The organism is Cutibacterium porci (genome assembly GCF_009696315.1).
In the GTDB taxonomy this organism is placed as follows: Bacteria; Actinomycetota; Actinomycetes; order Propionibacteriales; family Propionibacteriaceae; genus Cutibacterium; species Cutibacterium porci.
In genome coordinates, this window is sequence record NZ_VUMG01000001.1 from 757202 (window position 1) to 777356 (window position 20155).

Here is a 20155-nt window from a genome sequence, read left to right on the forward strand (position 1 = left end):
GATGGCGTGGTTCACTAAAGGCGACGATGATCGCACATACATTTTCGGGCTTCCCCTTTCGAAATTATGGGAGGGGGATGCGAACGCACTTCTTGACACGTTCGAACCGGAAAATCCGCATCTTTTTGTCCCTAGAAGCTATGGCTTAGGTTGGACGATCAATTTTGGAAAGATCGCAGTCAAGGCTGGTTGGATTCGCCCGGATGACTCTATCCCTGATTTAGTTGACTTTATTCCAGATTCTGTACGCCGCTCAATAGTGTTGGCGCAAGTTGCTGGGAACGTCGCGCTCATAGCTAGCGCAGCGCAGGTAGCCAGACACGACTTTGTGGCAACAGGTTGGAGCCTAGGTGGGCTACCGAAAAGATACTCTCGGGGAAAGAATCTCGCCCTCGCAATGATTCTGACTGCCGGGGTTCTCACGGCTCTTCCCAGTGTCGTGAGGTGCCACGAAGCCGAGTCGCATGAGGCAATCAAGCTCAGCTATCACGCAGATCAATTGGGTTTCACTTCGGCGTCGGTAGTTGGGCTGGTGGCCGCTAATAGGAGCGCCGGTGCTTCAAACCAACGCCAGTTTGTCGCCGTTGTAGCGCCATTTTTAGGCTTGCTCGTCAGCGGAGGGGTGAAACTCACCTGCGTCAAAACTGCACTTCGTAACCTCAACAAGCAATTGCGAGCCGGGGTAGTAGGAGATGGAGGCATTGGCGAGCAACAGTGATGGTCTCACAATCGTCGGTGCGCTTAGTAGTCACGCGCGTTACGCTCATGGGGGCATTGGCGAGGGTTGTCGTTCTCCTGACCCGGTGGGGCGTTTTGGCGTTTTCTATGCACTGCACCAACGCGGCGAGCACGTCCTCGCTGCAGCAGAGGACGTGCCGAGCCCGAGCCGGACGCCCGCTACGTGCTGGCGGATCATCGTGCGGGCATGGTCGGCCAGCCCGTGACTTAGCCAATTGTGCCCACGATCTCGCCCTTCTCCTGCTTGGGCTACGTCGCCACTTGTGAGGACAGGATTGCCTTGCGCTGAGCCACCGTCAACTCCATCCATTCATCCTGAACCCACACGGGAACTTTGGGGTGACTCAACGAAGCACTCCACGCGGGCATGGTGGATAGCCAATGCGAAGCGTTGAAAAATCTTTGGATAGGGATAGCCTAGCACCTGGTAGATATTTCATATTCAAGTAGCGCAATTCAACTCACAATGAAGGTATCGATATGAGGATAAGGAAGTCCGTCTCGGCTGTGGTGGCGACGGTTATCGTTGCGGCCCTTTCAGTGGCACTGCTGGCTCGATGACTGTAGTTGCACATGCGGAGCCGATATCTAACAAGAGTCAAACGGTTACTTTAGCGACGCAGGCCTTGTTGGATCGCAACGATCTGGCCCATGGCGGCGGTGGTCGTGAAGTTGCGCGATGGCATGGTGGAATGCCAGTAGCGGAAGTGGCCAATTCTCACCAAGTATCCACGTATAGTTGGACATCATGGGGGCGCAGAGCCGCCCTTTTTGTGCTGCGCCATTCCGTGCACAAACTACCAGCCAAAATCAGGCCTTGGGCCAACAAAATCGCAGATGTTCTTGAGCAAACAGAGATATGGGAAAAGGCTCCTATTATTTTCACCTTGGGTAAAGCCGGGATCCCGTACGACGTTGCCAAGGCGGCTGCAGATTGGATCATTTTCTTCCTAGGCTGAGGTTCGACGTGGTAGTATCTAAGAAATTCGATGATTTGCTGGGGATGTTAGGCGCAATTGTCTTTTTTCTCGTCATCGTTATTCTTGTTATGTCCCCCTTCATTATGATTCCAGCGTTGTTCGCCTTGGTATTTCAGGAGTGCTATCTAGATTCGCCGTGGACGTGGGAGACTGTTGTCCTGGGCGGATTAGTGCTGTTCGCACTGGGGATGGGTGTTTCCTTGCTCATGGGGGTGTTGGCGAGGGTCGTCGCCCCCTTGACTCATCCTGTGGTTAACAAGGTCTTTAAAGGGGTTCTTGAGTTCCTTGTGCTGTGGTGGTTTTATTCTACTCTCATGCACCCAACTAGCTATGCCTTTTGGGCGAGCATTGTGGTGATGATTATGACCACTGCTACCGAACCCATTCTCGATAGGGCCATCGAACGGCAGAAGCACGCCTCCAACCAGTCTTGACCCGGTAGGGGCACTGGGTGCTTTCTGTGCGCCGAGAAATCCATGCCGATTTTCTACTGCTGTGGGGAAGGCAGCCCGATATCTTCGTAGTTGAGGGCGGTAGACGATGCAAGCGGTGTGTCTCGACGAGCTCGGTGTGGTGGCCGAATTGTCAGGCCATTACCTGTTCCCATTCGTCGCGGTGGTGCAGCATGGTGCGGGCGGCTTTTTGGGCACCGTCGATGGAATGGTTGGCTCCCCATCCGCACTGCACTTCGTTAGCGGCGGGGGTGGCGTCGAGTTCGAGGATGTCACGCAGGGTGGTCTCGACGAGTTCGCATGTGCCGGGGATATCTGGCTCGCCGACCATGATGAGGTAGAACCCGGTCTGGCATCCCATCGGCCCGAAGTCGACAACGGATTGTGAGTGGTTTCGTACGCACTCGGCGAAGGAATGTTCAAGCGAGTGCACCGCAGGCATCTCGAGATGGTCCTTATTGGGCTGGCAGAACCTCACGTCGTACTTGGTAAGGGTGTCACCAGCCGGCAGATGCTTCACATCGGCGACCCGGATAAATGGTGCCGCTACCTTGGTGTGGTCCAGGTTGAAACTTTCGACGTTCATCTTGTGTGCCATGAGCCCATCCTCTCGCATCGGTGCGAATTCCACATAGGTAACCAGTCAGCGACGGTCACAGCCCGGCTGCAGCAACAAATCCGTCGCAATTTCCGTCAACTTGCACTTGCTCGCCTGCCGGAATCCACATGGCCTGACCACGGACGATCTCGTCAGTGTTGTGAGAGCTTGAGCAAACCGCATACCCATCTGTAATGAGGAGTATTCGAGCTAAGTCGCTGGCCGGCATCATGACGGGACAGGTGGTGTCGAGGTCGAGCTGCCAGAGTCGGAACTGGTTGTCGACGCCCGGGAATACTCGCATTCCTGGGGCTACCTCCTGCGCCGCAATCATCCGTGGCTCCTGGGTCTGGAACGAGACAATGTGGATGAGGGAGTCGACGTCAATGTGCTTATTGGTGAGTCCGCCACGCACAACATTGTCGGAATCGGCCATGATCTCAATGCCCGTACCCGAAAGGTATGAGTGCATGAGTCCTGGGGGTACAGACAACGCCTGTCCCGGTTTCACATGAACGCGGTTGAGCATCAGTGCCGCAAGGATCGATGGATCTCCGGGGAAATACTCGTCGAGCTCGACGGCAGTGCGCGCGAACTCGCCCAGCGGTGTGTCTTCTCCCACATGGTTAACGGCTCCTGACACTACTTCGGTAACGATCTGACGCCGTAGGTCGTCGCCGGCGAGGCAGTCGAGAAAAGTTTCGGCGAGAGCGGCAGAGCCAGAACGTTCAGTGAGCGATCCCAATACGGGGTCTGTTGGTGTGCGGACGTCAAGCCCGTCAAAGAGTTGACGGGTCTCGTGGGGATCACGGAACCCACACAGCCCCTCGAAATCGGTGAGGGCGACGAGAATTTCGGGCTTGGGCCAGTCGTCGACGAAGGTGCGACGGGGGTCGTCAACATCGATACCGGCCTGGTTCTCGCGCAGGAATCCTGCTCGTGCCATCGCAGCGTCAGGATGAGCCTGCAGACTTAGCGGATGCCGTGCCGAGAGGATTTTGAGGAGAAAAGGTAAACGGGTGCCGAAGGCGTCGCGACTGCGATCCCCGAGTTCGTCGGGGTGGGCGTGGATGTAGTCAATGAGCGGTGTGCCGTCGAGGGTCGACGGTGAGGTTTCATGAGCCCCCAACCAGTACTCGGCCCAGGGCTTTCCATCAGTATCTTTCCCGAGGATGTCTGGGATCGCGTCGTAGGAGCCCCAGGAGTACGTCCGGACCGTTCCGGTCAGGCGTTTCATAGTCTGCCTCTCGTCTATGGTGTCGCATCGTTGGAGACGCCGTAGGTGTTATCCGAGTAATTGTGCGCTACGGGAGCGGCGTTGCTGGCTGCGAACCCGCTGGAGCCGTCCCACCAGGGACGGTGCGTACCGTGCGGCCCTCTCGTCGTCGATGAGCTCGTTGAGCCGCAGGTGGTATCGAGGCGATGACAGGCCAAGTCTGTCGCGAATGACGGCCTCCTTATCGACGCCCAGATTCCCGGTTTGCCAGGATCCCTCGAGGTCCAAAATCGCGCGGTCCGAGGCACACAGCTCGTCGGGTTCTGCGGATTCGGGGGTGCTGGAATCTGACACAGTGCCAGTGTAGGTGTCACTTCGCAGGTACGGCGTCGTTGCGGTCTCCAGGATCAGCAGAGTGAGCCATTTTCCGCCATGAAATCTTTGCACTCGTAGGGTGTGAGTGCTAAACATGTCATTGGCACTCGACAAGCGAGAGTGCTACCGCCCGAATCGGTGTTGCGAGCGCCGGTACGAGTGGTCGTCCCGGTGATGAGATCACCAGATCGTCCGTCGCGGGCATCACGGGGAATCACAACGCGGGGTCGCTCCCGCCACACCTATCTGACGTCCACGGGCTGCGAAGCCCACCGGAGCGGAGGAATCCCCCAAATATGGCAAAGCTCATCGAATTCAACATTGAGGCCCGCCGCGGGCTAGAGGCGGGTATGAATACCCTCGCCGACGCGGTCAAGGTCACCCTCGGCCCTAAGGGCCGCAACGTCGTCCTCGAAAAGTCGTGGGGCGCCCCCACCATCACCAATGATGGTGTCTCCATCGCCAAGGAGATTGAGCTCGACGATCCCTACGAAAAGATCGGCGCCGAGCTCGTCAAGGAGGTCGCTAAGAAGACCGACGATGTCGCTGGCGACGGCACCACTACTGCCACCGTGTTGGCCCAGGCCATGGTCCGTGAAGGTCTGCGCAATGTTACGGCTGGTGCTAACCCGATGGGCCTGAAGAAGGGCATCGAAACCGCCGTTGAGGCCATCAGCGCTCGTCTTTCCGATATGGCCATCGACATCGAAACCAAGGATCAGATTGCTTCCACCGCCTCGATCTCGGCCGCCGATCCCACCGTCGGTGAGATCATCGCCGAGGCCATGGATAAGGTCGGCAAGGAAGGCGTCATCACCGTTGAGGAGTCCAACACCTTCGGCCTGGAGCTTGAGCTCACCGAGGGCATGCGCTTTGACAAGGGCTACATCTCGCCCTACTTCGTCACTGACACCGAGCGTATGGAGGCTATCCTCGAGGATCCCTACATCCTTATTGTCAATTCCAAGATCTCGTCGCTGAAGGATCTCCTTCCCGTTCTCGAGAAGGTCATGCAGTCGGGCAAGCCGCTGTTCGTCATTGCAGAGGACGTCGAGGGCGAGGCTCTGGCTGGCCTCATCGTCAACAAGATCCGTGGCACCTTCAAGTCCGTTGCTGTTAAGGCTCCAGGCTTTGGTGACCGTCGTAAGGCCATGCTTAACGACATCGCCATCCTCACCGGCGGCCAGGTTATCTCCGAAGAGGTTGGCCTGTCTCTCGACGCCGTGACTCTTGACCTGCTCGGCCACGCCCGTCAGGTTGTCGTCACCAAGGACGAGGCGACCATTGTTGATGGTGCCGGGGATTCCGAGCAGATCGCCGGGCGCGTGAGCCAGATCCGTAAGGAGATTGAGAACTCCGACTCCGACTACGACCGCGAGAAGTTGCAGGAGCGCCTCGCTAAGCTCGCCGGTGGCGTTGCTGTCATTAAGGTGGGTGCTGCTACTGAGGTTGAGCTTAAGGAGCGTAAGCACCGCATCGAGGACGCAGTGCGCAACGCTAAGGCTGCCGTCGAGGAGGGCATCATCCCCGGTGGTGGTGTCGCCCTGCTGCAGGCCTCCAAGGCTGCCGAAATCGAGGGTCTGGAGGGTGATGAGCTCACAGGTGCACAGATCGTTCTGGCCGCCTGCGCTGCCCCGCTCAAGCAAATCGCTATCAATGCTGGTCTTGAGGGTGGAGTCGTAGCCGAGAAGGTTGCCGGTCTGCCCGCAGGACAGGGTCTCAACGCAGCCAGCGGCGAGTACGTCGACATGGTCGATAGCGGCATCATCGACCCGGCCAAGGTCACTCGTTCTGCTCTGCAGAACGCGGCCTCTATTGCGGCCCTATTCCTTACCACCGAAGCTGTCATCGCTGACAAGCCTGAGCCTGTCAAGGCTCCTGCTGGCGGCGGCGATATGGATGGTATGGGCGGCATGGGCGGAATGATGTGATCTCGCATCGCCTTCGCTGACGTGAAGTGGGGTGGTCCTCGTGGCCGCCCCACTTTGCTGTCTTGTCATAACTGTGCTGTCTTGGCATAAGCGTGGTGGCTGCCCGTGCGGTGCCCGTATACGTGAGCTGACCGTGGCAACCGCCACGGTCAGCTCAGCGTCGATCAGCTAAATCCCGTCAGATGGCCGGGGTGATGATGTCACGCACCAACGCGTCGAGATCAGCATCGGCTTGCAGGAACTGTCGAAGAGTCTTGCGAGTGGCGCCAAAGGTGTCGAACTCCTCGATCGTCATTCCGTCTGGTTCGTAGGCGCGCATGAACTCCGGGATCTTCTTAAGAGCATCGAGATGCTCAGCAGCAACTGGTTCGTCAATGCGTGGGACGGTCTGGTAGTCGGAGTCGTTGATGCGCTTCTGCCATTTGAACGGCGGGGAGACGACGAGGTCGCCACCGATGAGTTCGGACCACTGCAAGACGTTGCGGAATGCGGCGCACAGCACCCGGGAGTGGAACCCGCGCTCGACGAAGATCTGGTGGGCTCGTTTGATCGCGGCAATTCCGGCCCATTCCAGGTGTCCAGGGTCGATGAACAGCCGGTCACGCTCGGCTACCACCTTGAGCCAGTCGTCAAGGCGGCCAGCCATGATCGTCACCACAGGTCCCATCGTGTCGATGGGTTTGCCCTCGGCTATGCGGCGCTGCAGTCCCCGTTCGATGGCCTCTGCTGAATTGACTGCCTGAGCCACGGTGAAGGAGACCGTCACATTGACCGAAACGCCACGGTAAGTGGCCTCTTCGATGGCCTCGATGCCCACTGAGGTGCAGGGGATCTTGACGATAATGTTTGGCGCAAGGTTGCTGAACTCTTCGGCTTGGTCTGCCAGAGCTGTGGCATCGCGGTGCAGCCGCGGATCGGTTTGGATGGAGAGGCGCCCGTTTCGGCCCTTGTGCTCGACGAAAATCGGTTCAAGGAGCTTTGCGGCTTCGACCGACATATCTTTGATGGCCTGCCACCCGATCTGGGATTCTCCCCACGTGGGATTGTTCTCGGCAATAGCGCGAATGCGGTCTTCCCAGATGTCTGGGTGCTTCTTGATCGTCGTGTAACCGATAACTGGGTTGCACGTGGCACCGACACCGCCGAATGCAATGGACTGACGAAGTTCGTCTAGATCGGCTGAGTCGTTCCACAGCGCCGTCGGGGTGGTGCGGCACGCGTCAAGGAGTGGACCTGGGGTGTACTCGATGTTCATGGCAACTCCTGTGCGAGGTCTTTACCGGCGCCTCGTCGTCGCCGGCACAGCACTAGCCAACACCTGACTATTTGTCCTGTCAAATGACCTCACTGTGGAGTCAGGCATACACCGTGTTCTCGTAGGCGTAGATGGAGGCGCGGTATACGTGCTGCCCGAACTCGATAACGCGGTTGGATTCGTCGCACGCTGTGCGTTGCATCGTGAGCAGGGCAGCGCCGGGTGGTTCGTTGAGTAGACGTGCCTCCTCGGGGAGGGCGAGGCGTGCGCTGAATCGCTGATGGCCAACTGCGATGACGATGTCCCTGCTGCGCAAATAGTCATAAAAACCAGTCGTTGCAAGCTCTTCGGCGCTGGGTGCGAGCTCTACGGGCACCCAGTTCGTCATAATTGCCAGCGGTTCGTCTTGGGACATCCGTAACCGGCGGAAATGGGTCACTTCGGAGTTGCTGGGCAGGCCTAGTGCTGCGGCGACAGCTGGTGGGGCGATCTCCACTTTCCAGTCGAGCACACTGGTGCGTGGTCGCTGTCCAGATGCTTGTAAGTCGTCGTACAGACTTGTGAGGTTCATGGAGCGATGTACCCGAGTGGGGGTTACTTGGGTCCCGACTCCACGGCGACGGATGACGAGGCCACGTTGGGTGAGGGTCTCGAAAGCACGGCGTGCGGTTGGACGCGATACATGCAGGCGTGTCGCCATGGAAATCTCGTCTTCGATGCGTGTACCGGGCGGGAGCTCCCCAGACTCGATGAGTTGCGCCAGTGGCTCGGCAATCTGAGTGTGGAGCGGTTCCGGGCGCGACCGGTCGATGGTGATGTCAGCGATATAGGGCTCGTTCTCCACTGCCGTTCCTCGTCTGTGTGCGTTTACTGACGCACAGTCTATTGGTGGTCAGGGACGTCGGCCGACTGATTGTGTGGGTTATGTCGGGATGTGGTTCTTTCTTTTGCGGCCATGGCAGGGGGCATCCGACAGTGTCGTTAAATGTATTGACAAATGCGTCGTAGTTGGTAGCATTTGTGGGGTCAGACATCCTCGATGAAGTGGAGTTGTCATGGTATCCAGCCGCCGTCGTGACCTTGATGTCCTTACGATGGGACGAATCGGTGTCGACATCTATCCGCTGCAGTATGGGGTCGGGTTGGAAGACGTCACATCATTCGGAAAGTTTCTTGGTGGTAGCCCCACGAATGTGGCCGTCGCCGCTGCCAGACTGCGGAATTCTGCTGCGGTCATCACGGCAGTAGGAGACGATCCCTTCGGGCGATTCTGTCGCCGTGAGATGGCCAGGCTAGGCGTGTATGACGACTATGTGCTCGTTAATTCCGAGCTGCCCACTCCGGTGACATTTTGTGAGATCTTTCCACCCGACGACTTCCCGCTGTACTTCTACCGACAGCCCACCGCTCCGGACCTCAAGATCACCCCGGACGACGTGCCAGAAGATGCCGTGAAGAATGCGAAGATCCTGTGGCTGTCGGTGACCGGCCTTTGCCAACAACCCTCATACGATGCCCATTGCCGGGCTCTTGAGGTGCGCGGTAAAGCTGAGCACACCGTTCTTGACCTCGACTACCGGTCGATGTTCTGGGATTCTGCTGCAAAAGCCCATGAGGCTGTCTCAGCGATACTGCCTCACGTGACGGTGGCGGTCGGAAACCGCGAGGAGTGCGAGGTAGCCGTCGGAGAGACTGACCCCGATAAGGCCGCACGCGCACTGCTCGACGCTGGGGTCGAACTTGCCGTCGTGAAGCAAGGGCCTAAAGGGACGTTAGCGATGACTCGTGAGGAACGTGTGGAGGTCGCTCCCACTCCCATTGACGTTACCAATGGTCTTGGAGCCGGGGACTCTTTTGGTGGCAGTCTGTGTCATGGACTCCTTGAGGGGTGGAGCCTTACCGAGACAATTCAGGCGGCCTCCGCCGCCGGAGCCCTCGTCGCGACACGGTTGGAATGCTCCACCGCGATGCCTTCAGAGCCGGAACTGTTCGCCATGATGGCGAAGCACCCAGACATTGCTATCAAAGAGGAGCATATGTCATGACGAGCACACCACTTATCGACACATTGCTGGACCGACGACTCGCTGATCCAGTGCGGTTCGCCGACTGCGTCAGGAACCGTACCCGAGCGACGTGGAACCTCACCGAACCCCTTATGGTCGTCGCGGCTGATCATCCCGCTCGCGGAGCACTCGCAGCCGGTGGACGCGACGATGCTATGGCCGACCGGGAACAACTCCTCGAGCGCTGTGTGACCGCATTGGGGCGTCCCGGAGTCAATGGATTCCTGGGAACGGCTGACATGGTCGCTGATCTGGCGAACCTCGGAGCTCTAGACGGCAAGGTCGTGTTCGGATCGATGAACAGAGGAGGGTTCGCTGGCGCTTCCTTTGAACTCGATGACCGAATGACTGGCTATGACCTGCAGGGGATCCTTGAAGAGGACTTGGCCGGCGGCAAGATGCTGTTGAGGTTCGACCTCTCCGATCCTGGGACGGTCGCTACGACGCAGACTTGTGCCGAGGCTGTCACCGCATTAGCCAGGGCGAGGCGAATTGCCATGGTGGAACCGTTCATCTCCTATCGCGCTGGTGATGGCAAAGTCGTCAATGACCTTTCCACCGACGCGGTCGTCAAATCGGTGGCCATGGCTTCAGCTCTGGGTGCCAACACGTCGTGGACGTGGCTTAAATTGCCTGCGGTTGACGACATGGAACGGGTGGCACGAGCGACCTCGTTGCCCATTCTCCTCCTGGGAGGAGAAGTAAGTGCAGATCCGGATGAAACTCGGCGTCGCTGGGCCAGAGCTCTTGGCCCACGTAACGTTCGTGGACTCGTATTGGGGCGGTCGGTCCTCTACCCACCGGACTCAGATGTGGCAGCTGCCATTGACAACGCTGTTCAATTGTTGGGAGCACAAGCATGACGCAATTAGTTCTTCGATCTGGGAGCACTGCTTCGGGCTGCTGCGACGTCGTCGTCGACCCTGAGCGGGCTGGCTGGACGTATTCCGGCCTGACTATCGCGACGCTGGCGAAAGGTGAGACTCTCGAGTTGGTCACTGAGGGCCATGAATACCTCGTTTTGCCGATGGAAGGATCATTCATCGTGCAGAGCGAGGGGTTCCGGGCCGACCTCGCCGGACGCAGCACTATCTGGGGTGAGGTCACCGACTATGCCTTCGTGCCTCACCGTAGTGTGCTTACCGTCACTGCCGTCAGTGGTGGACGAGTAGCCCTGCCTAACGCCCTTGCCAGTGAAGACCTCGAGGCCAGGTATTGCCCATCGGAGGAGGTACGTGTCGAACTGCGCGGAGCAGGCAACTGTTCTCGGCAAGTCGTGAACTACGCGGTCGCCAATCCTCTGCACACGTCGCGCCTACTGGCATGCGAAGTTCTTACCCCAGGGGGCAACTGGTCGTCGTACCCGCCGCACAAGCACGATGAAGAATCGCAGGTCGAGCATGAGCTCGAGGAGATCTACTATTTCGAGATCCGTGGGGACGAGCACGGCCCTGGCATGGCCTTCCACGGGACCTACGGGACTGCGGAGCGTCCGATCCATGTGGCGGAGATGGTGGCGAACGGAGACGTGGCACTCGTTCCGCACGGTTGGCACGGCCCCTGCGCCGCCGCTCCGGGGTATGACCTCTACTACCTCAACGTGATGGCAGGGCCAGGTACCGCTGAATGGAAATCGGTCGACGATCCGCACTACGGGTGGATCCGTCAGACATGGGAGGACCACGGCATCGATCCCCGTCTGCCGTTGGCAGTGGACGGCTCAAAGGAGTGATTATGACAGAGCAGACTGTGAGGCTCAGCGTCGGGCAGGCCATCGTACGCTATCTAACCCATCAGTACACCGAACGAGACGGGGTCGAGCGTCGCTTTATACGTGGCGTCTTTGGGATCTTCGGCCATGGGAATGCTACCGGTTTAGGCCAGGCGCTGTTGCAGAACGAGGTAGACCCCGACGATGAGGAGGGTCGCCTCGAATACTGGATGGGCCGGAATGAGCAAGGCATGGTTCACGCCTGTGCCGCCTATGCGCGAGCTACTAACCGGTTACAGGCGTTGGCTGCTACGGCGTCTGTCGGGCCGGGCTCACTGAACATGGTTACTGGTGCGGCCCTCGCGACGACAAACCGGGTACCGGTGTTGCTCTTCCCAGCCGATATCTTCGCCAATCGAGCACCAGACCCCGTCCTCCAACAGCTGGAGGATCCTACTAATCCCGATGTGTCGTGTAATGACGCGTTTCGTCCAGTCTCAAAGTTCTGGGATCGAGTGAATCGTCCCGAGCAGCTCATGGTGTCGCTGCCTCGTGCGATGCGCGTGCTCACCGACCCTGTAGATACCGGCGCTGCCGTCATATGTCTGCCAGAGGACGTACAGACAGAGGTTTACGACTGGCCAGTGTCTTTTTTTGCTAAAAAAGTGTGGCACGTTGACCGCCGGATGCCTGATCGTGCCGCCCTGGCGCGTGCAGCAGAGGCCATCCGTGATGCGCGCCGTCCACTGATTATCTCTGGCGGCGGAACAATCTACTCGGAAGCTAGCCAGGAGCTGCGTGACTTCGCATCTGCTACTGGTATCCCGGTTGCCGACACTCAGGCAGGCAAGGGTGCTATCAATTGGGATCATCCGTGTGCCGTCGGTGGCGTTGGTGCGACAGGCTCTGATTCAGCGAATGCGCTGGCGGCTCGGGCTGATCTCGTCATCGGCATCGGCACTCGGTATTCCGATTTCACCACCGGGTCGCAGACAGCTTTCAAGAATCCAGACGTGACATTCGTCAACGTCAATGTGGGATCCTTTGACGCCGCCAAGCAGGGTGCGCAGATGGTAGTGGCTGATGCGCGTGAGGCACTCGTGGCCTTGTCAGAAGCTCTTGACGGCTACCGCGTTTCCCAGGAATGGAGTGACTTCGCCAGCACACAGGTCAAGGCGTGGGCAGAAGTGACTGACCGTTGCTACCATCTGGGGCACGGCCCGCTCCCGGCGCAGACGGAGGTGTTCGGAGCGCTCAACGAGCTCATGGGTGACGATGATGTGGTCATCAATGCTGCCGGTTCGATGCCCGGGGACTTGCAATGCTTGTGGCGTGCTCGCACCCCCGTGCAGTATCACGTCGAGTACGCGTTCTCATGCATGGGTTACGAAATTCCGGCGTCACTGGGTGTGAAGATGGCATTGCCGGACTCTGAGGTTGTTGCCATCGTCGGTGATGGCACCTATCAGATGCTGCCGATGGAGTTGGCAACGATTGTCCAGGAGGGCGCGAAGGTCATCCTCGTATTGCTTCAGAACTACGGGTTCGCCTCCATTGGGGCGCTCTCGGAGTCCCACGGCTCCCAGCGGTTCGCGACGAAATATCGTCGCCATGATGACGGTCAGGGACATGTCGTGGGTGACGACACCCTGCTGCCCCTTGATATTGCCGCCAATGCGCGGTCGTGGGGCATCGACGTCATTGAGGTTCACACCATCGAGGAGTTTAAGGAGGCTTACCGTAAAGCGGAGGCGTCTGATCGTGCCACGATGATCCACATCGAGACTGATCTGTATGGGCCTAACCCGCCTGCATCGGGATGGTGGGATGTCCCGGTCACGTCGCAGTCGCGCTTGGAGTCGACGCAAAAAGCCCATGACGAATACACCGAACACGTCGCTGCACAGCGTCGGTTCTTTTGACGGTGCTCGCGCCAGGTGACCGGGGCCGTTGAGCTTGGGTGACACTGACTCGGGTCATGCCGAAAGGGGTTCCAGTTCTGCTGGAACCCCTCGCGAGCTCGTTTTGTCACCGTGACGGCGTCCAGCTGTGGCTCAGTCGTTGTCGAAGAAATGCACCATGCTCAGTGTGATCGTCAGGGCGACGGTGATGAGGCCGGAGACGATGGTCAGGATCGGGGCTTCGTTAATGATGCCCGCGATAGCTAGAGCGAAGAGGACCAGTGCTGCCGGAATAAAGCGAAGAAGGATAGCTGCCTGGCTGTGCCTGATCGCAGGTGGGGTGCGCGGAATGATTCCAGAGTCAATGTAACTCAAGGACATGTGTGGTGTCTTAACTCCCTCTCGGGTGCCGAGGCATGGCCGTACGGTCGTGCTCGGCACGACCGTGTGCATAACTCGAGGCTCCTCGAGCGGTTGGGAACTGTCCCAACGCACAGAATGTTAGCACAATAAGACGGGGCTCTGCATCATCTGTGGAGCGCCAGCTGATTGTGCTGACGGCGTGGCTATTTGTTAGTACAAATGACGTCATATGAGCTACTATGAGATGCGTTGGGCACCGAGTTGGTTAGCCCTGATGTTCATCGACAACGAAGGAGTTCTCGAATATGAAGACCATTAAGCATTGGGTTGGCGGTGAGTACTACGAGGGGTCCCCGCTGGGTGTAATTCCCGTGGAGAATCCCGCAACTGGCGAGATCACAGCAGAGCTGTTGCAGGCATCCAAGCAAGACTTGGACCACACTGTTGAGGTGGCCCGCAATGCGCAGAAGGAGTGGGCGAGCTACTCGCTGTCGAAACGGGTAGCGATCATGTTTAAGATGCGTCAGCTCGTGCTCGACCATCAAGACGAGATGGCGCGGCTTATCGTCGAGGAGCATGGCAAGAACTACTCCGACGCCATTGGCGAAATTCAGCGTGGTCGAGAGACCCTTGACTTCGCAACAGCGATCAACGTTGCCCTCAAGGGCGAGTATTCTCACGACGTTTCCACCGGAGTCGACATCCATACCACCCGTCAACCGGTTGGTGTGGTTGCCGGCATTTGTCCGTTTAACTTCCCGGCCATGGTCCCGATGTGGATGCACCCGCTAGCCATTGCTACTGGGAATGCCTTCATTCTTAAGCCGGCATCTCCCACGCCATCAGCCTCGCTTCTCACTGCAGAGCTCTACAAAGAGGCCGGACTTCCCGACGGCGTGTTCAATGTGCTTTCGGGGGATCGCCGCAGCGTTCAGGACATCTTGGTTCATCCAGGCATCGACGCGATTTCTTTCGTTGGCTCGACGCCGGTGGCCCACATCGTCCAGGACACTGGCGTAAGCCACGGCAAGCGCGTCCAGGCTCTTGGCGGCGCGAATAACCATGCCATTGTTATGCCCGACAGTGATCTGGACTTCGCAGCCCAGCACATCAGCGCATCTGCCTTCGGTGCTGCTGGTGAGCGTTGCATGGCCCTTCCTGTGGTTGTCGCTGTCGGTGGTTGTGGTCCGGAATTGGCCGAGAAGGTCAAGAAGCACGCTGAAGCCATCAAGGTCGGCGAGGGTATGGGCGAGGGCGTCGAGATGGGACCTGTCATCTCCGCCAAGGCCAAGGATCGTATTGTCGGCCTCATTGATGATGCGCAGAAGCGTGGATCGACAGTCGTCCTTGACGGACGCGGCCTTGTCGTTCCCGGTTACGAGAACGGGCACTTCCTCGGACCGACGATCCTTGACGACGTCCCGCTGGATGCTCCGGTCTACACCGAAGAGGTTTTCGGCCCCGTGCTAGCCATCGTCCACGCTGACAGCTATGACGAGGCGCTGAAGATCGTCAACGCTCAGCCTTTCGGTAACGGCTCTGCGATTTTCACCAATGACGGCGGTGTGGCCCGTCGCTTTACCCTCGACGTGGAGGCTGGCATGGTTGGCGTCAATGTTCCGATCCCGACCCCAGTCGCGTTCTATTCATTCGGCGGTTGGAAGGAATCGTTGTTGGGCGATACCCATATCCATGGCCCCGAGGGCGTCACGTTCTACACCCGCGCTAAGGCCATCACTGAGCGTTGGCCAACTGAGAAGACCTACGCAGCAACGATGTCGTTCCAGCGTGAGGAGTGACACTGCGTGTCTCATCGAGGCGGTCGGGGTCCCCGGCCGCCTCGTTTATTCTTGGGGGGTTGATCGGCCGAGCCCACGCGTCATCATATGCGCTGTATATCGGGTGCGTGGGAACTGTGAGCCGTCCATGCAGTGCCGATCCGCATCCTCCTGCGAGTGGCTTGTCCTAGCCACCGCCGTGAGTGTCTAAATCACTGGTCCCGTGGGCCGGTCGGTCATCCCGTTGCTGGCACTAGCGGGGTGGCACAAAAACTCGATGGTGTAGACGCTGGACACCGGTGGTCAACGTGCTATCCTTTTGACAGGACAAACACACGAGGTTGTGTGCGGGTCCGTCGGCCACGGGAGCTGACGGTGATTCATGGGAGTCGTGATGGATATGGGTCGAACCATTGGTGTAGGTGTGGTTTCACTGGGATGGATGGGGAGGCTACATACGCGCGCATATAAGGCGCTTGCTGAGAAGTTTCCAGAAGTTGACGCAGATATTCAATTGGTATCGTGCTGTGACGTGGTAGAGGAGAACCGAAAACAAGCTGTAGAAAGGCTTGGATTCTCTACTGCAGTTGAGGACTATAGGGAGCTAATCAACAACCCAGATGTGGACGTCGTGTCTATATGCGCTCCGAACTTCTTGCACCGAGATATTGCCCTTACTGCAGCTGAGGCTGGAAAGCCATTCTGGATCGAAAAACCGATGGGAATTAATGCTGCACAGTCTCGTGAGATCGCCGAAGCAGCGGAGGCTAAAGGTCTCGTCACCTCGGTTGGGTTTAATTACCGACACACTCCAGCTATTGAGTTCGCGCGTCAGCTGATCTCTGAGGGACGTCTAGGTGTAGTGACTAATGCCAGAGTGTGGCTTATTGCAGACTATGCATCTGACCCCCGCGGTCCGTTGACGTGGCGTTATGACACCGAGCGTGCTGGTGCCGGCGTAGTACTCGATCTCATGGGGCACGGAGAAGATCTTGTTCAGTATTTATTAAAGAAACGATTCACCGAGGTATCCGCTGTCTCTGAGACATTCATTCGCCAGCGGCCTAAGCCACTTAAAGAGGGTATTGGACACACAGGCTGGGTCGTCTCTGACGAGCTTGGGCCGGTAGGCAATGAGGATTACTGCGCCGTCATAGCACGTATGGAAAATGGCGTGATGTGCACATTGGAGTCCAGTCGGGTCAGTGTGGGGCCGCGTGCAGAGTACATCGTCGAAATCTATGGAACCGATGGATCTATTAGATGGAACTTCGAGGATCTCAACCATCTACAAGTCTGTCTGGGACGAAATAACGGCGCCTTGCAGGGATACGTCAACTGCATGGCCGGACCTGATTTTCCCGAGTTTATGCGTTTTCAACCGGGAGCCGGAACATCTATGGGCTTCGACGACATGAAGGTCATTGAAGCTGCGAAATTCGTTCAAGGAGTTTTAGACGGGCAACAACACGGCCCATCCGTCGCTGACGGTTGGGCCTCAGCAGAGGTCAACGACGCCATCGTTGCCTCCTGCGGAGACCGTGCCTGGCATGACGTCAAGCCAGTAACGGGGAGAACCACATTTGATAAGTGACCGCGTCATCGCGTGTCTGTGAATAGGCCCGGCAGCATATTCGGGCCACTGGTGGGGAATTAACCCCCCGGATGGGCTGAAGCTGCCCCTGACTGAAAGGGTGACATGGGTACACCTTCACACATCAGAGAAGACATTCGCCGGATGGTCGATGAGACTCCTCCGTCCGGCAAGCATCGGGGCATTGGCGCTCTCGCTGCTGTAGCAACTCTGGGATCGTTGCTTTTTGGATATGACACAGGTGTTATTTCTGGAGCGCTTCCCTATTTGTATATGCCCCAACTGGCTGGTGGGCTCGCCCTAACTCCAGTGCAGGAGGGTGCCATCGGCGGCACGCTCCTTATCGGGGCCGCAATTGGCGCGGTAACCGGCGGCATTATGTCGGACCGGTGGGGGCGTCGTCACAACATCACGATCCTCGCGGTGGTTTTCCTGCTCGGGGCTTTGGGGACGACGTTCTCCCCGAATGTCTTTGTGATGTACGTGTTTCGCTTTGTGCTGGGGTTTGCTGTTGGCGCGGCATCAGCCACTGTTCCGGTGTATCTCGCCGAAAATGCGCCCAAACGCATTAGAGGGTCGATTGTTGCTATCGACCAGCTCATGATTGTCACCGGTCAGCTCCTGGCGTTCTCTATGAACGCCATCATCAACGCCGCCCATGGTGGTCCGCAGCTGGTCGTCAAGGCTAACAACAACTCCGACAGCCTTGGCATCACGCAGGGCACCTATTCATGGGATCAGATCCTGGCCTTACAGGCTTCGAAGGGCGGCCCTTTGGAGGGAGACCAGTACCGCGCATTTGTGGATAATCTCGTCATTCAGTCTGGCAACGGTGCAGCGTGGCGCTGGATGTTGGTGCTGTGCTCAATTCCGGCTATTGCGTTGTGGATTGGTATTCGCTTGATGCCGGAGTCGGCGCGCTGGTACTTGGCAAAGGGTCGGATTGCTGATGCCGTTGGGGCGCTTAAACGGGTGCGCGATCCTAAGAAAGATGGCCCCCTGGATGCTGAGGTCGAGGAGATGCTCATCTCCCAGCAACGCGAGCTGGAAAATAAGTATCAAGGCAATGCCTTTGCGCACGTGTGGCGCACACCGTGGCTGCGCAAACTCATGCTGGTGGGCATCTTCTTAGCCATCGTCAATCAGACGACGGGTGTCAACACCGTGATGTATTACGCGCCGAAGGTACTGGAATACGCGGGTATGACGACCTCGGCATCGATTACTGCACAAGTGGCTAATGGCATTATGTCCGTCATCGGCTCCGTTGCTGGTCTGTGGCTTATTCTCAAGTTTAGCCGACGCAGTTTGCTCATTTTCGATGTGTCTGCCGTAGGTGTCACTCTGCTCGTCATTGCGGCGACTTTCCAATTCACGATCGCTCCACATATTAATGACAAGACCACACCACCGGCCTGGGCACCATATCTCATCCTCGGCCTCATGGCGGTGTTTATGCTCATTGTGCAGTCCACCAACGGGACGGTGGTATGGACGATGCTCGGCGAGATGTTCCCATCGAATGTTCGCGGTATTATGAATGGAACGGCTATCTTCTTCATGTGGGTGGTAAACGCCATCATAACCTTTACATTCCCGTCCATGATGGCCGGTCTGGGAGGCGGACTCACATACACCATTTACGGCATCATGAACATTGTTATCGCTGTGATTCTCTTCAAGATCATGCCGGAGACTCGGAACAAGTCTCTTGAGCAAATTGAAACGTACATGGAGGAGCGCTATTCCTGAGTTTTCCTGTAGCGTGCTAAGTGGGGTGCATGGATTTTCTGGCCATGCACCCCACTTTCGCGCCTGAGGATGGGGGATTGCTCGGATTATGGCGGCGAAATAACGTCAATGTATAAGTGGTGGGGATTTCGCACTGTGGTGCGGTTGGGTCTTGCGCAACATGTGGGCTTGTGATGTAATGACATTTAATGTACGGACAAAGGGGTGAAAGGTTATGGCCTCCTTACCAACAACTATGCGTGCCGCCGTGCTACGGGAGCCCGGTGAACCGCTTGTCATCGAAACCCTCAACGTTCCCAAACCACGTCACGGCGAGGTTCTTCTTAAAGTCATCGCGTGCGGCTTGTGTCACTCGGACCTACATGTCTTAGGTGGGGCGATCAGCTTTCCGGTCCCGGCCGTCCTCGGGCATGAGGTCAGCGGCGTCATTGTCGAACTCGGTGATGGCCTAGATCATTCCGGCCTCAGCATTGGACAACGCGTCTCGGGTGGATTCCTCATGCCTTGCGGTGAGTGTGACGCGTGTCGTCGGGGACGTGACGACCTGTGCGGGCCGTTCTTCGAGATGAACCGGCTAAACGGGACCCTCTACGACGGGCAAACCCGGTTGTTTACCCCAAGCGGCGATCCGGTGGCTATGTATTCGATGGGTGCTCTCGCGCAGTACTGCGTGGTTCCAGCTACTGCCGTCGTGCCGCTGCCTGATGGGCTTGATCCGCGCAATTCCGCCATTCTCGGGTGCGCAGCTATGACTGCCTATGGGGCGGTTCGACGTGGCGCAGACCTGAGGTATGGCGAGTCTGTGGCAGTCGTCGCCACAGGGGGAGTGGGGTCGAATATCTTGCAATTCGCCAGTGTGATGGGCGCCAATCCCATTATTGCTATTGACGTCAAGGAAGAGAAACTGGCAGAAGCCAAGGAGCTTGGCGCCACCCATACCGTCAACTCTGCTCAGGAAGACGTCAGGCAGAGAGTGCTCGAGATTACGGGCGGACGAGGTGTTGAGATCGCCTTCGAGGCGTTAGGTATTCCCGCCACGTGGACAACAGCTTTGGATGTTCTAGCTGATGGCGGACGCATGGTTCCCGTGGGGCTAGGGGCGGGAGTACAGACCGCCGGCGTGGAGATCAATAGGACGGTCCGGCGCGGCCAGTCGATTCTGGGGTCGTATGGTGCCCGCACTCGAGTGGACTTGCCTGCAGTCGTCGCCATGGCTGCGCGCGGCGTCATTGATGTCAACAGAGTTGTCCACAAAGTCTTTAGCCTCGATGAGGTCAATGACGGTTATGCCATGCTTCGGGATGGTTCGATGGTTGGTCGTGGCGTGATTGACATGTCCTTGTGAGGACCTGATGTAGGCCCGGGACCGAGTGACGGTCCCGGGCCTGTTGCTGACAACGGTGGTGATCGCTTGCCAGTGTCAGGTGGCCCATCTCAGCGTCAGG

17 protein-coding genes and 2 pseudogenes are annotated in these 20155 nt (G+C 57.9%); 13 read left to right on the forward strand and 6 right to left on the reverse strand.

Annotated elements, in window-relative coordinates; translation table 11 throughout:
- Position 1: 1 nt before the first annotated feature.
- The 3 genes and pseudogenes from FYJ43_RS03295 to FYJ43_RS03310 all read left to right on the forward strand — a co-directional run bounded on the left by FYJ43_RS03295 (position 2) and on the right by FYJ43_RS03310 (position 2152).
- Positions 2-718 carry a DUF5808 domain-containing protein gene (locus tag FYJ43_RS03295; protein ID WP_154561872.1) on the forward strand — a complete coding sequence of 239 codons (717 nt, stop codon included), beginning with the start codon at positions 2-4 and terminating at the stop codon, positions 716-718.
- 500 nt (positions 719-1218) lie between these two features.
- Positions 1219-1598 (forward strand): annotated as a pseudogene (locus FYJ43_RS12205) (hypothetical protein); the annotation flags it as partial.
- Positions 1599-1672: 74 nt separating this feature from the next.
- Entirely contained in the window at positions 1673-2152 is a 480-nt protein-coding gene (locus tag FYJ43_RS03310) for a hypothetical protein (RefSeq protein ID WP_154561874.1), read from the forward strand.
- Between the two features lie 151 nt (positions 2153-2303).
- Here the strand turns inward: FYJ43_RS03310 and FYJ43_RS03315 are convergent, their stop codons facing one another.
- The 3 genes from FYJ43_RS03315 to FYJ43_RS12210 are packed head-to-tail and all read right to left on the reverse strand — an operon-like array spanning position 2304 to position 4338.
- Positions 2304-2786: an S-ribosylhomocysteine lyase gene (locus FYJ43_RS03315; protein WP_195839868.1), complete on the reverse strand. Its 483-nt coding sequence runs from the start codon at positions 2784-2786 to the stop codon at positions 2304-2306.
- 37 nt (positions 2787-2823) lie between these two features.
- Complete coding sequence (manA, locus tag FYJ43_RS03320) at positions 2824-4005, reverse strand: mannose-6-phosphate isomerase, class I (RefSeq protein WP_154561878.1); 1182 nt, start codon at positions 4003-4005, stop codon at positions 2824-2826.
- Positions 4006-4053: 48 nt separating this feature from the next.
- Positions 4054-4338 carry a DUF3263 domain-containing protein gene (locus FYJ43_RS12210; RefSeq protein ID WP_326833269.1) on the reverse strand — a complete coding sequence of 95 codons (285 nt, stop codon included), beginning with the start codon at positions 4336-4338 and terminating at the stop codon, positions 4054-4056.
- A gap of 99 nt (positions 4339-4437) precedes the next feature.
- Here FYJ43_RS12210 and FYJ43_RS12560 point away from each other — a divergent pair.
- Together FYJ43_RS12560 and groL are read left to right on the forward strand one after the other, a co-directional pair.
- Positions 4438-4701 (forward strand): annotated as a pseudogene (locus FYJ43_RS12560) (hypothetical protein); the annotation flags it as partial.
- A complete protein-coding gene (gene groL / locus FYJ43_RS03335; protein ID WP_154561884.1) occupies positions 4656-6290 on the forward strand; it encodes a chaperonin GroEL in 1635 nt (544 codons plus the stop codon). The pseudogene FYJ43_RS12560 and the gene groL, both read left to right, overlap by 46 nt.
- 178 nt (positions 6291-6468) lie before the next feature.
- On the opposite strand, the gene FYJ43_RS03340 is transcribed toward groL, so the two are convergent.
- Together FYJ43_RS03340 and FYJ43_RS03345 are read right to left on the reverse strand one after the other, a co-directional pair.
- On the reverse strand, positions 6469-7545 hold the full coding sequence (locus FYJ43_RS03340) for a transaldolase family protein (RefSeq protein WP_154561886.1): 1077 nt from the start codon (positions 7543-7545) through the stop codon (positions 6469-6471).
- A gap of 100 nt (positions 7546-7645) precedes the next feature.
- Positions 7646-8389: a GntR family transcriptional regulator gene (locus FYJ43_RS03345; protein ID WP_326833270.1), complete on the reverse strand. Its 744-nt coding sequence runs from the start codon at positions 8387-8389 to the stop codon at positions 7646-7648.
- 211 nt (positions 8390-8600) lie between these two features.
- Between FYJ43_RS03345 and iolC the strand changes: the two genes are divergently transcribed.
- Genes iolC through iolD form a run of 4 tightly spaced genes read left to right on the forward strand, consistent with a single transcriptional unit; the run spans position 8601 to position 13244 of the window.
- On the forward strand, positions 8601-9590 hold the full coding sequence (gene iolC / locus FYJ43_RS03350) for a 5-dehydro-2-deoxygluconokinase (RefSeq protein ID WP_154561888.1): 990 nt from the start codon (positions 8601-8603) through the stop codon (positions 9588-9590).
- Positions 9587-10474, forward strand: a complete 888-nt coding sequence (locus FYJ43_RS03355; protein WP_154561890.1) for a Cgl0159 family (beta/alpha)8-fold protein — start codon at positions 9587-9589, stop codon at positions 10472-10474. Before iolC ends, FYJ43_RS03355 begins: the two co-directional genes overlap by 4 nt.
- Entirely contained in the window at positions 10471-11343 is an 873-nt protein-coding gene (gene iolB / locus FYJ43_RS03360) for a 5-deoxy-glucuronate isomerase (RefSeq protein ID WP_154561892.1), read from the forward strand. Before FYJ43_RS03355 ends, iolB begins: the two co-directional genes overlap by 4 nt.
- A gap of 2 nt (positions 11344-11345) precedes the next feature.
- Positions 11346-13244 carry a 3D-(3,5/4)-trihydroxycyclohexane-1,2-dione acylhydrolase (decyclizing) gene (gene iolD / locus FYJ43_RS03365; protein WP_154561894.1) on the forward strand — a complete coding sequence of 633 codons (1899 nt, stop codon included), beginning with the start codon at positions 11346-11348 and terminating at the stop codon, positions 13242-13244.
- A 132-nt stretch (positions 13245-13376) separates the two neighbouring features.
- Here the strand turns inward: iolD and FYJ43_RS03370 are convergent, their stop codons facing one another.
- The gene (locus FYJ43_RS03370) at positions 13377-13604 is read right to left on the reverse strand and encodes a hypothetical protein (protein WP_154562226.1); all 228 of its coding nucleotides are present in this window, start codon (positions 13602-13604) and stop codon (positions 13377-13379) included.
- A 287-nt stretch (positions 13605-13891) separates the two neighbouring features.
- Between FYJ43_RS03370 and FYJ43_RS03375 the strand changes: the two genes are divergently transcribed.
- The 4 genes from FYJ43_RS03375 to FYJ43_RS03390 all read left to right on the forward strand — a co-directional run bounded on the left by FYJ43_RS03375 (position 13892) and on the right by FYJ43_RS03390 (position 20055).
- A complete protein-coding gene (locus FYJ43_RS03375; protein ID WP_154561896.1) occupies positions 13892-15385 on the forward strand; it encodes a CoA-acylating methylmalonate-semialdehyde dehydrogenase in 1494 nt (497 codons plus the stop codon).
- A gap of 361 nt (positions 15386-15746) precedes the next feature.
- Positions 15747-16958 carry a Gfo/Idh/MocA family protein gene (locus FYJ43_RS03380; RefSeq protein ID WP_154561899.1) on the forward strand — a complete coding sequence of 404 codons (1212 nt, stop codon included), beginning with the start codon at positions 15747-15749 and terminating at the stop codon, positions 16956-16958.
- Between the two features lie 144 nt (positions 16959-17102).
- A complete protein-coding gene (locus FYJ43_RS03385; protein WP_154562228.1) occupies positions 17103-18710 on the forward strand; it encodes an MFS transporter in 1608 nt (535 codons plus the stop codon).
- A 214-nt stretch (positions 18711-18924) separates the two neighbouring features.
- Positions 18925-20055, forward strand: coding sequence for a zinc-binding dehydrogenase (locus FYJ43_RS03390; protein ID WP_154561901.1), 1131 nt, complete (start codon positions 18925-18927; stop codon positions 20053-20055).
- Positions 20056-20155: the final 100 nt, after the last annotated feature.

Coding starts and splice junctions, on each gene's coding strand:
- FYJ43_RS03295 (WP_154561872.1), top strand. CDS start 2: ATGGCGTGGTTCACTAAAGGCGACGATGATCGCACATACATTTTCGGG.
- FYJ43_RS03315 (WP_195839868.1), bottom strand. CDS start 2,786: ATGCGAGAGGATGGGCTCATGGCACACAAGATGAACGTCGAAAGTTTC.
- manA (WP_154561878.1), bottom strand. CDS start 4,005: ATGAAACGCCTGACCGGAACGGTCCGGACGTACTCCTGGGGCTCCTAC.
- groL (WP_154561884.1), top strand. CDS start 4,656: ATGGCAAAGCTCATCGAATTCAACATTGAGGCCCGCCGCGGGCTAGAG.
- FYJ43_RS03340 (WP_154561886.1), bottom strand. CDS start 7,545: ATGAACATCGAGTACACCCCAGGTCCACTCCTTGACGCGTGCCGCACC.
- iolC (WP_154561888.1), top strand. CDS start 8,601: ATGGTATCCAGCCGCCGTCGTGACCTTGATGTCCTTACGATGGGACGA.
- FYJ43_RS03355 (WP_154561890.1), top strand. CDS start 9,587: ATGACGAGCACACCACTTATCGACACATTGCTGGACCGACGACTCGCT.
- iolB (WP_154561892.1), top strand. CDS start 10,471: ATGACGCAATTAGTTCTTCGATCTGGGAGCACTGCTTCGGGCTGCTGC.
- iolD (WP_154561894.1), top strand. CDS start 11,346: ATGACAGAGCAGACTGTGAGGCTCAGCGTCGGGCAGGCCATCGTACGC.
- FYJ43_RS03370 (WP_154562226.1), bottom strand. CDS start 13,604: ATGTCCTTGAGTTACATTGACTCTGGAATCATTCCGCGCACCCCACCT.
- FYJ43_RS03375 (WP_154561896.1), top strand. CDS start 13,892: ATGAAGACCATTAAGCATTGGGTTGGCGGTGAGTACTACGAGGGGTCC.
- FYJ43_RS03380 (WP_154561899.1), top strand. CDS start 15,747: ATGGGAGTCGTGATGGATATGGGTCGAACCATTGGTGTAGGTGTGGTT.
- FYJ43_RS03385 (WP_154562228.1), top strand. CDS start 17,103: ATGGTCGATGAGACTCCTCCGTCCGGCAAGCATCGGGGCATTGGCGCT.
- FYJ43_RS03390 (WP_154561901.1), top strand. CDS start 18,925: ATGGCCTCCTTACCAACAACTATGCGTGCCGCCGTGCTACGGGAGCCC.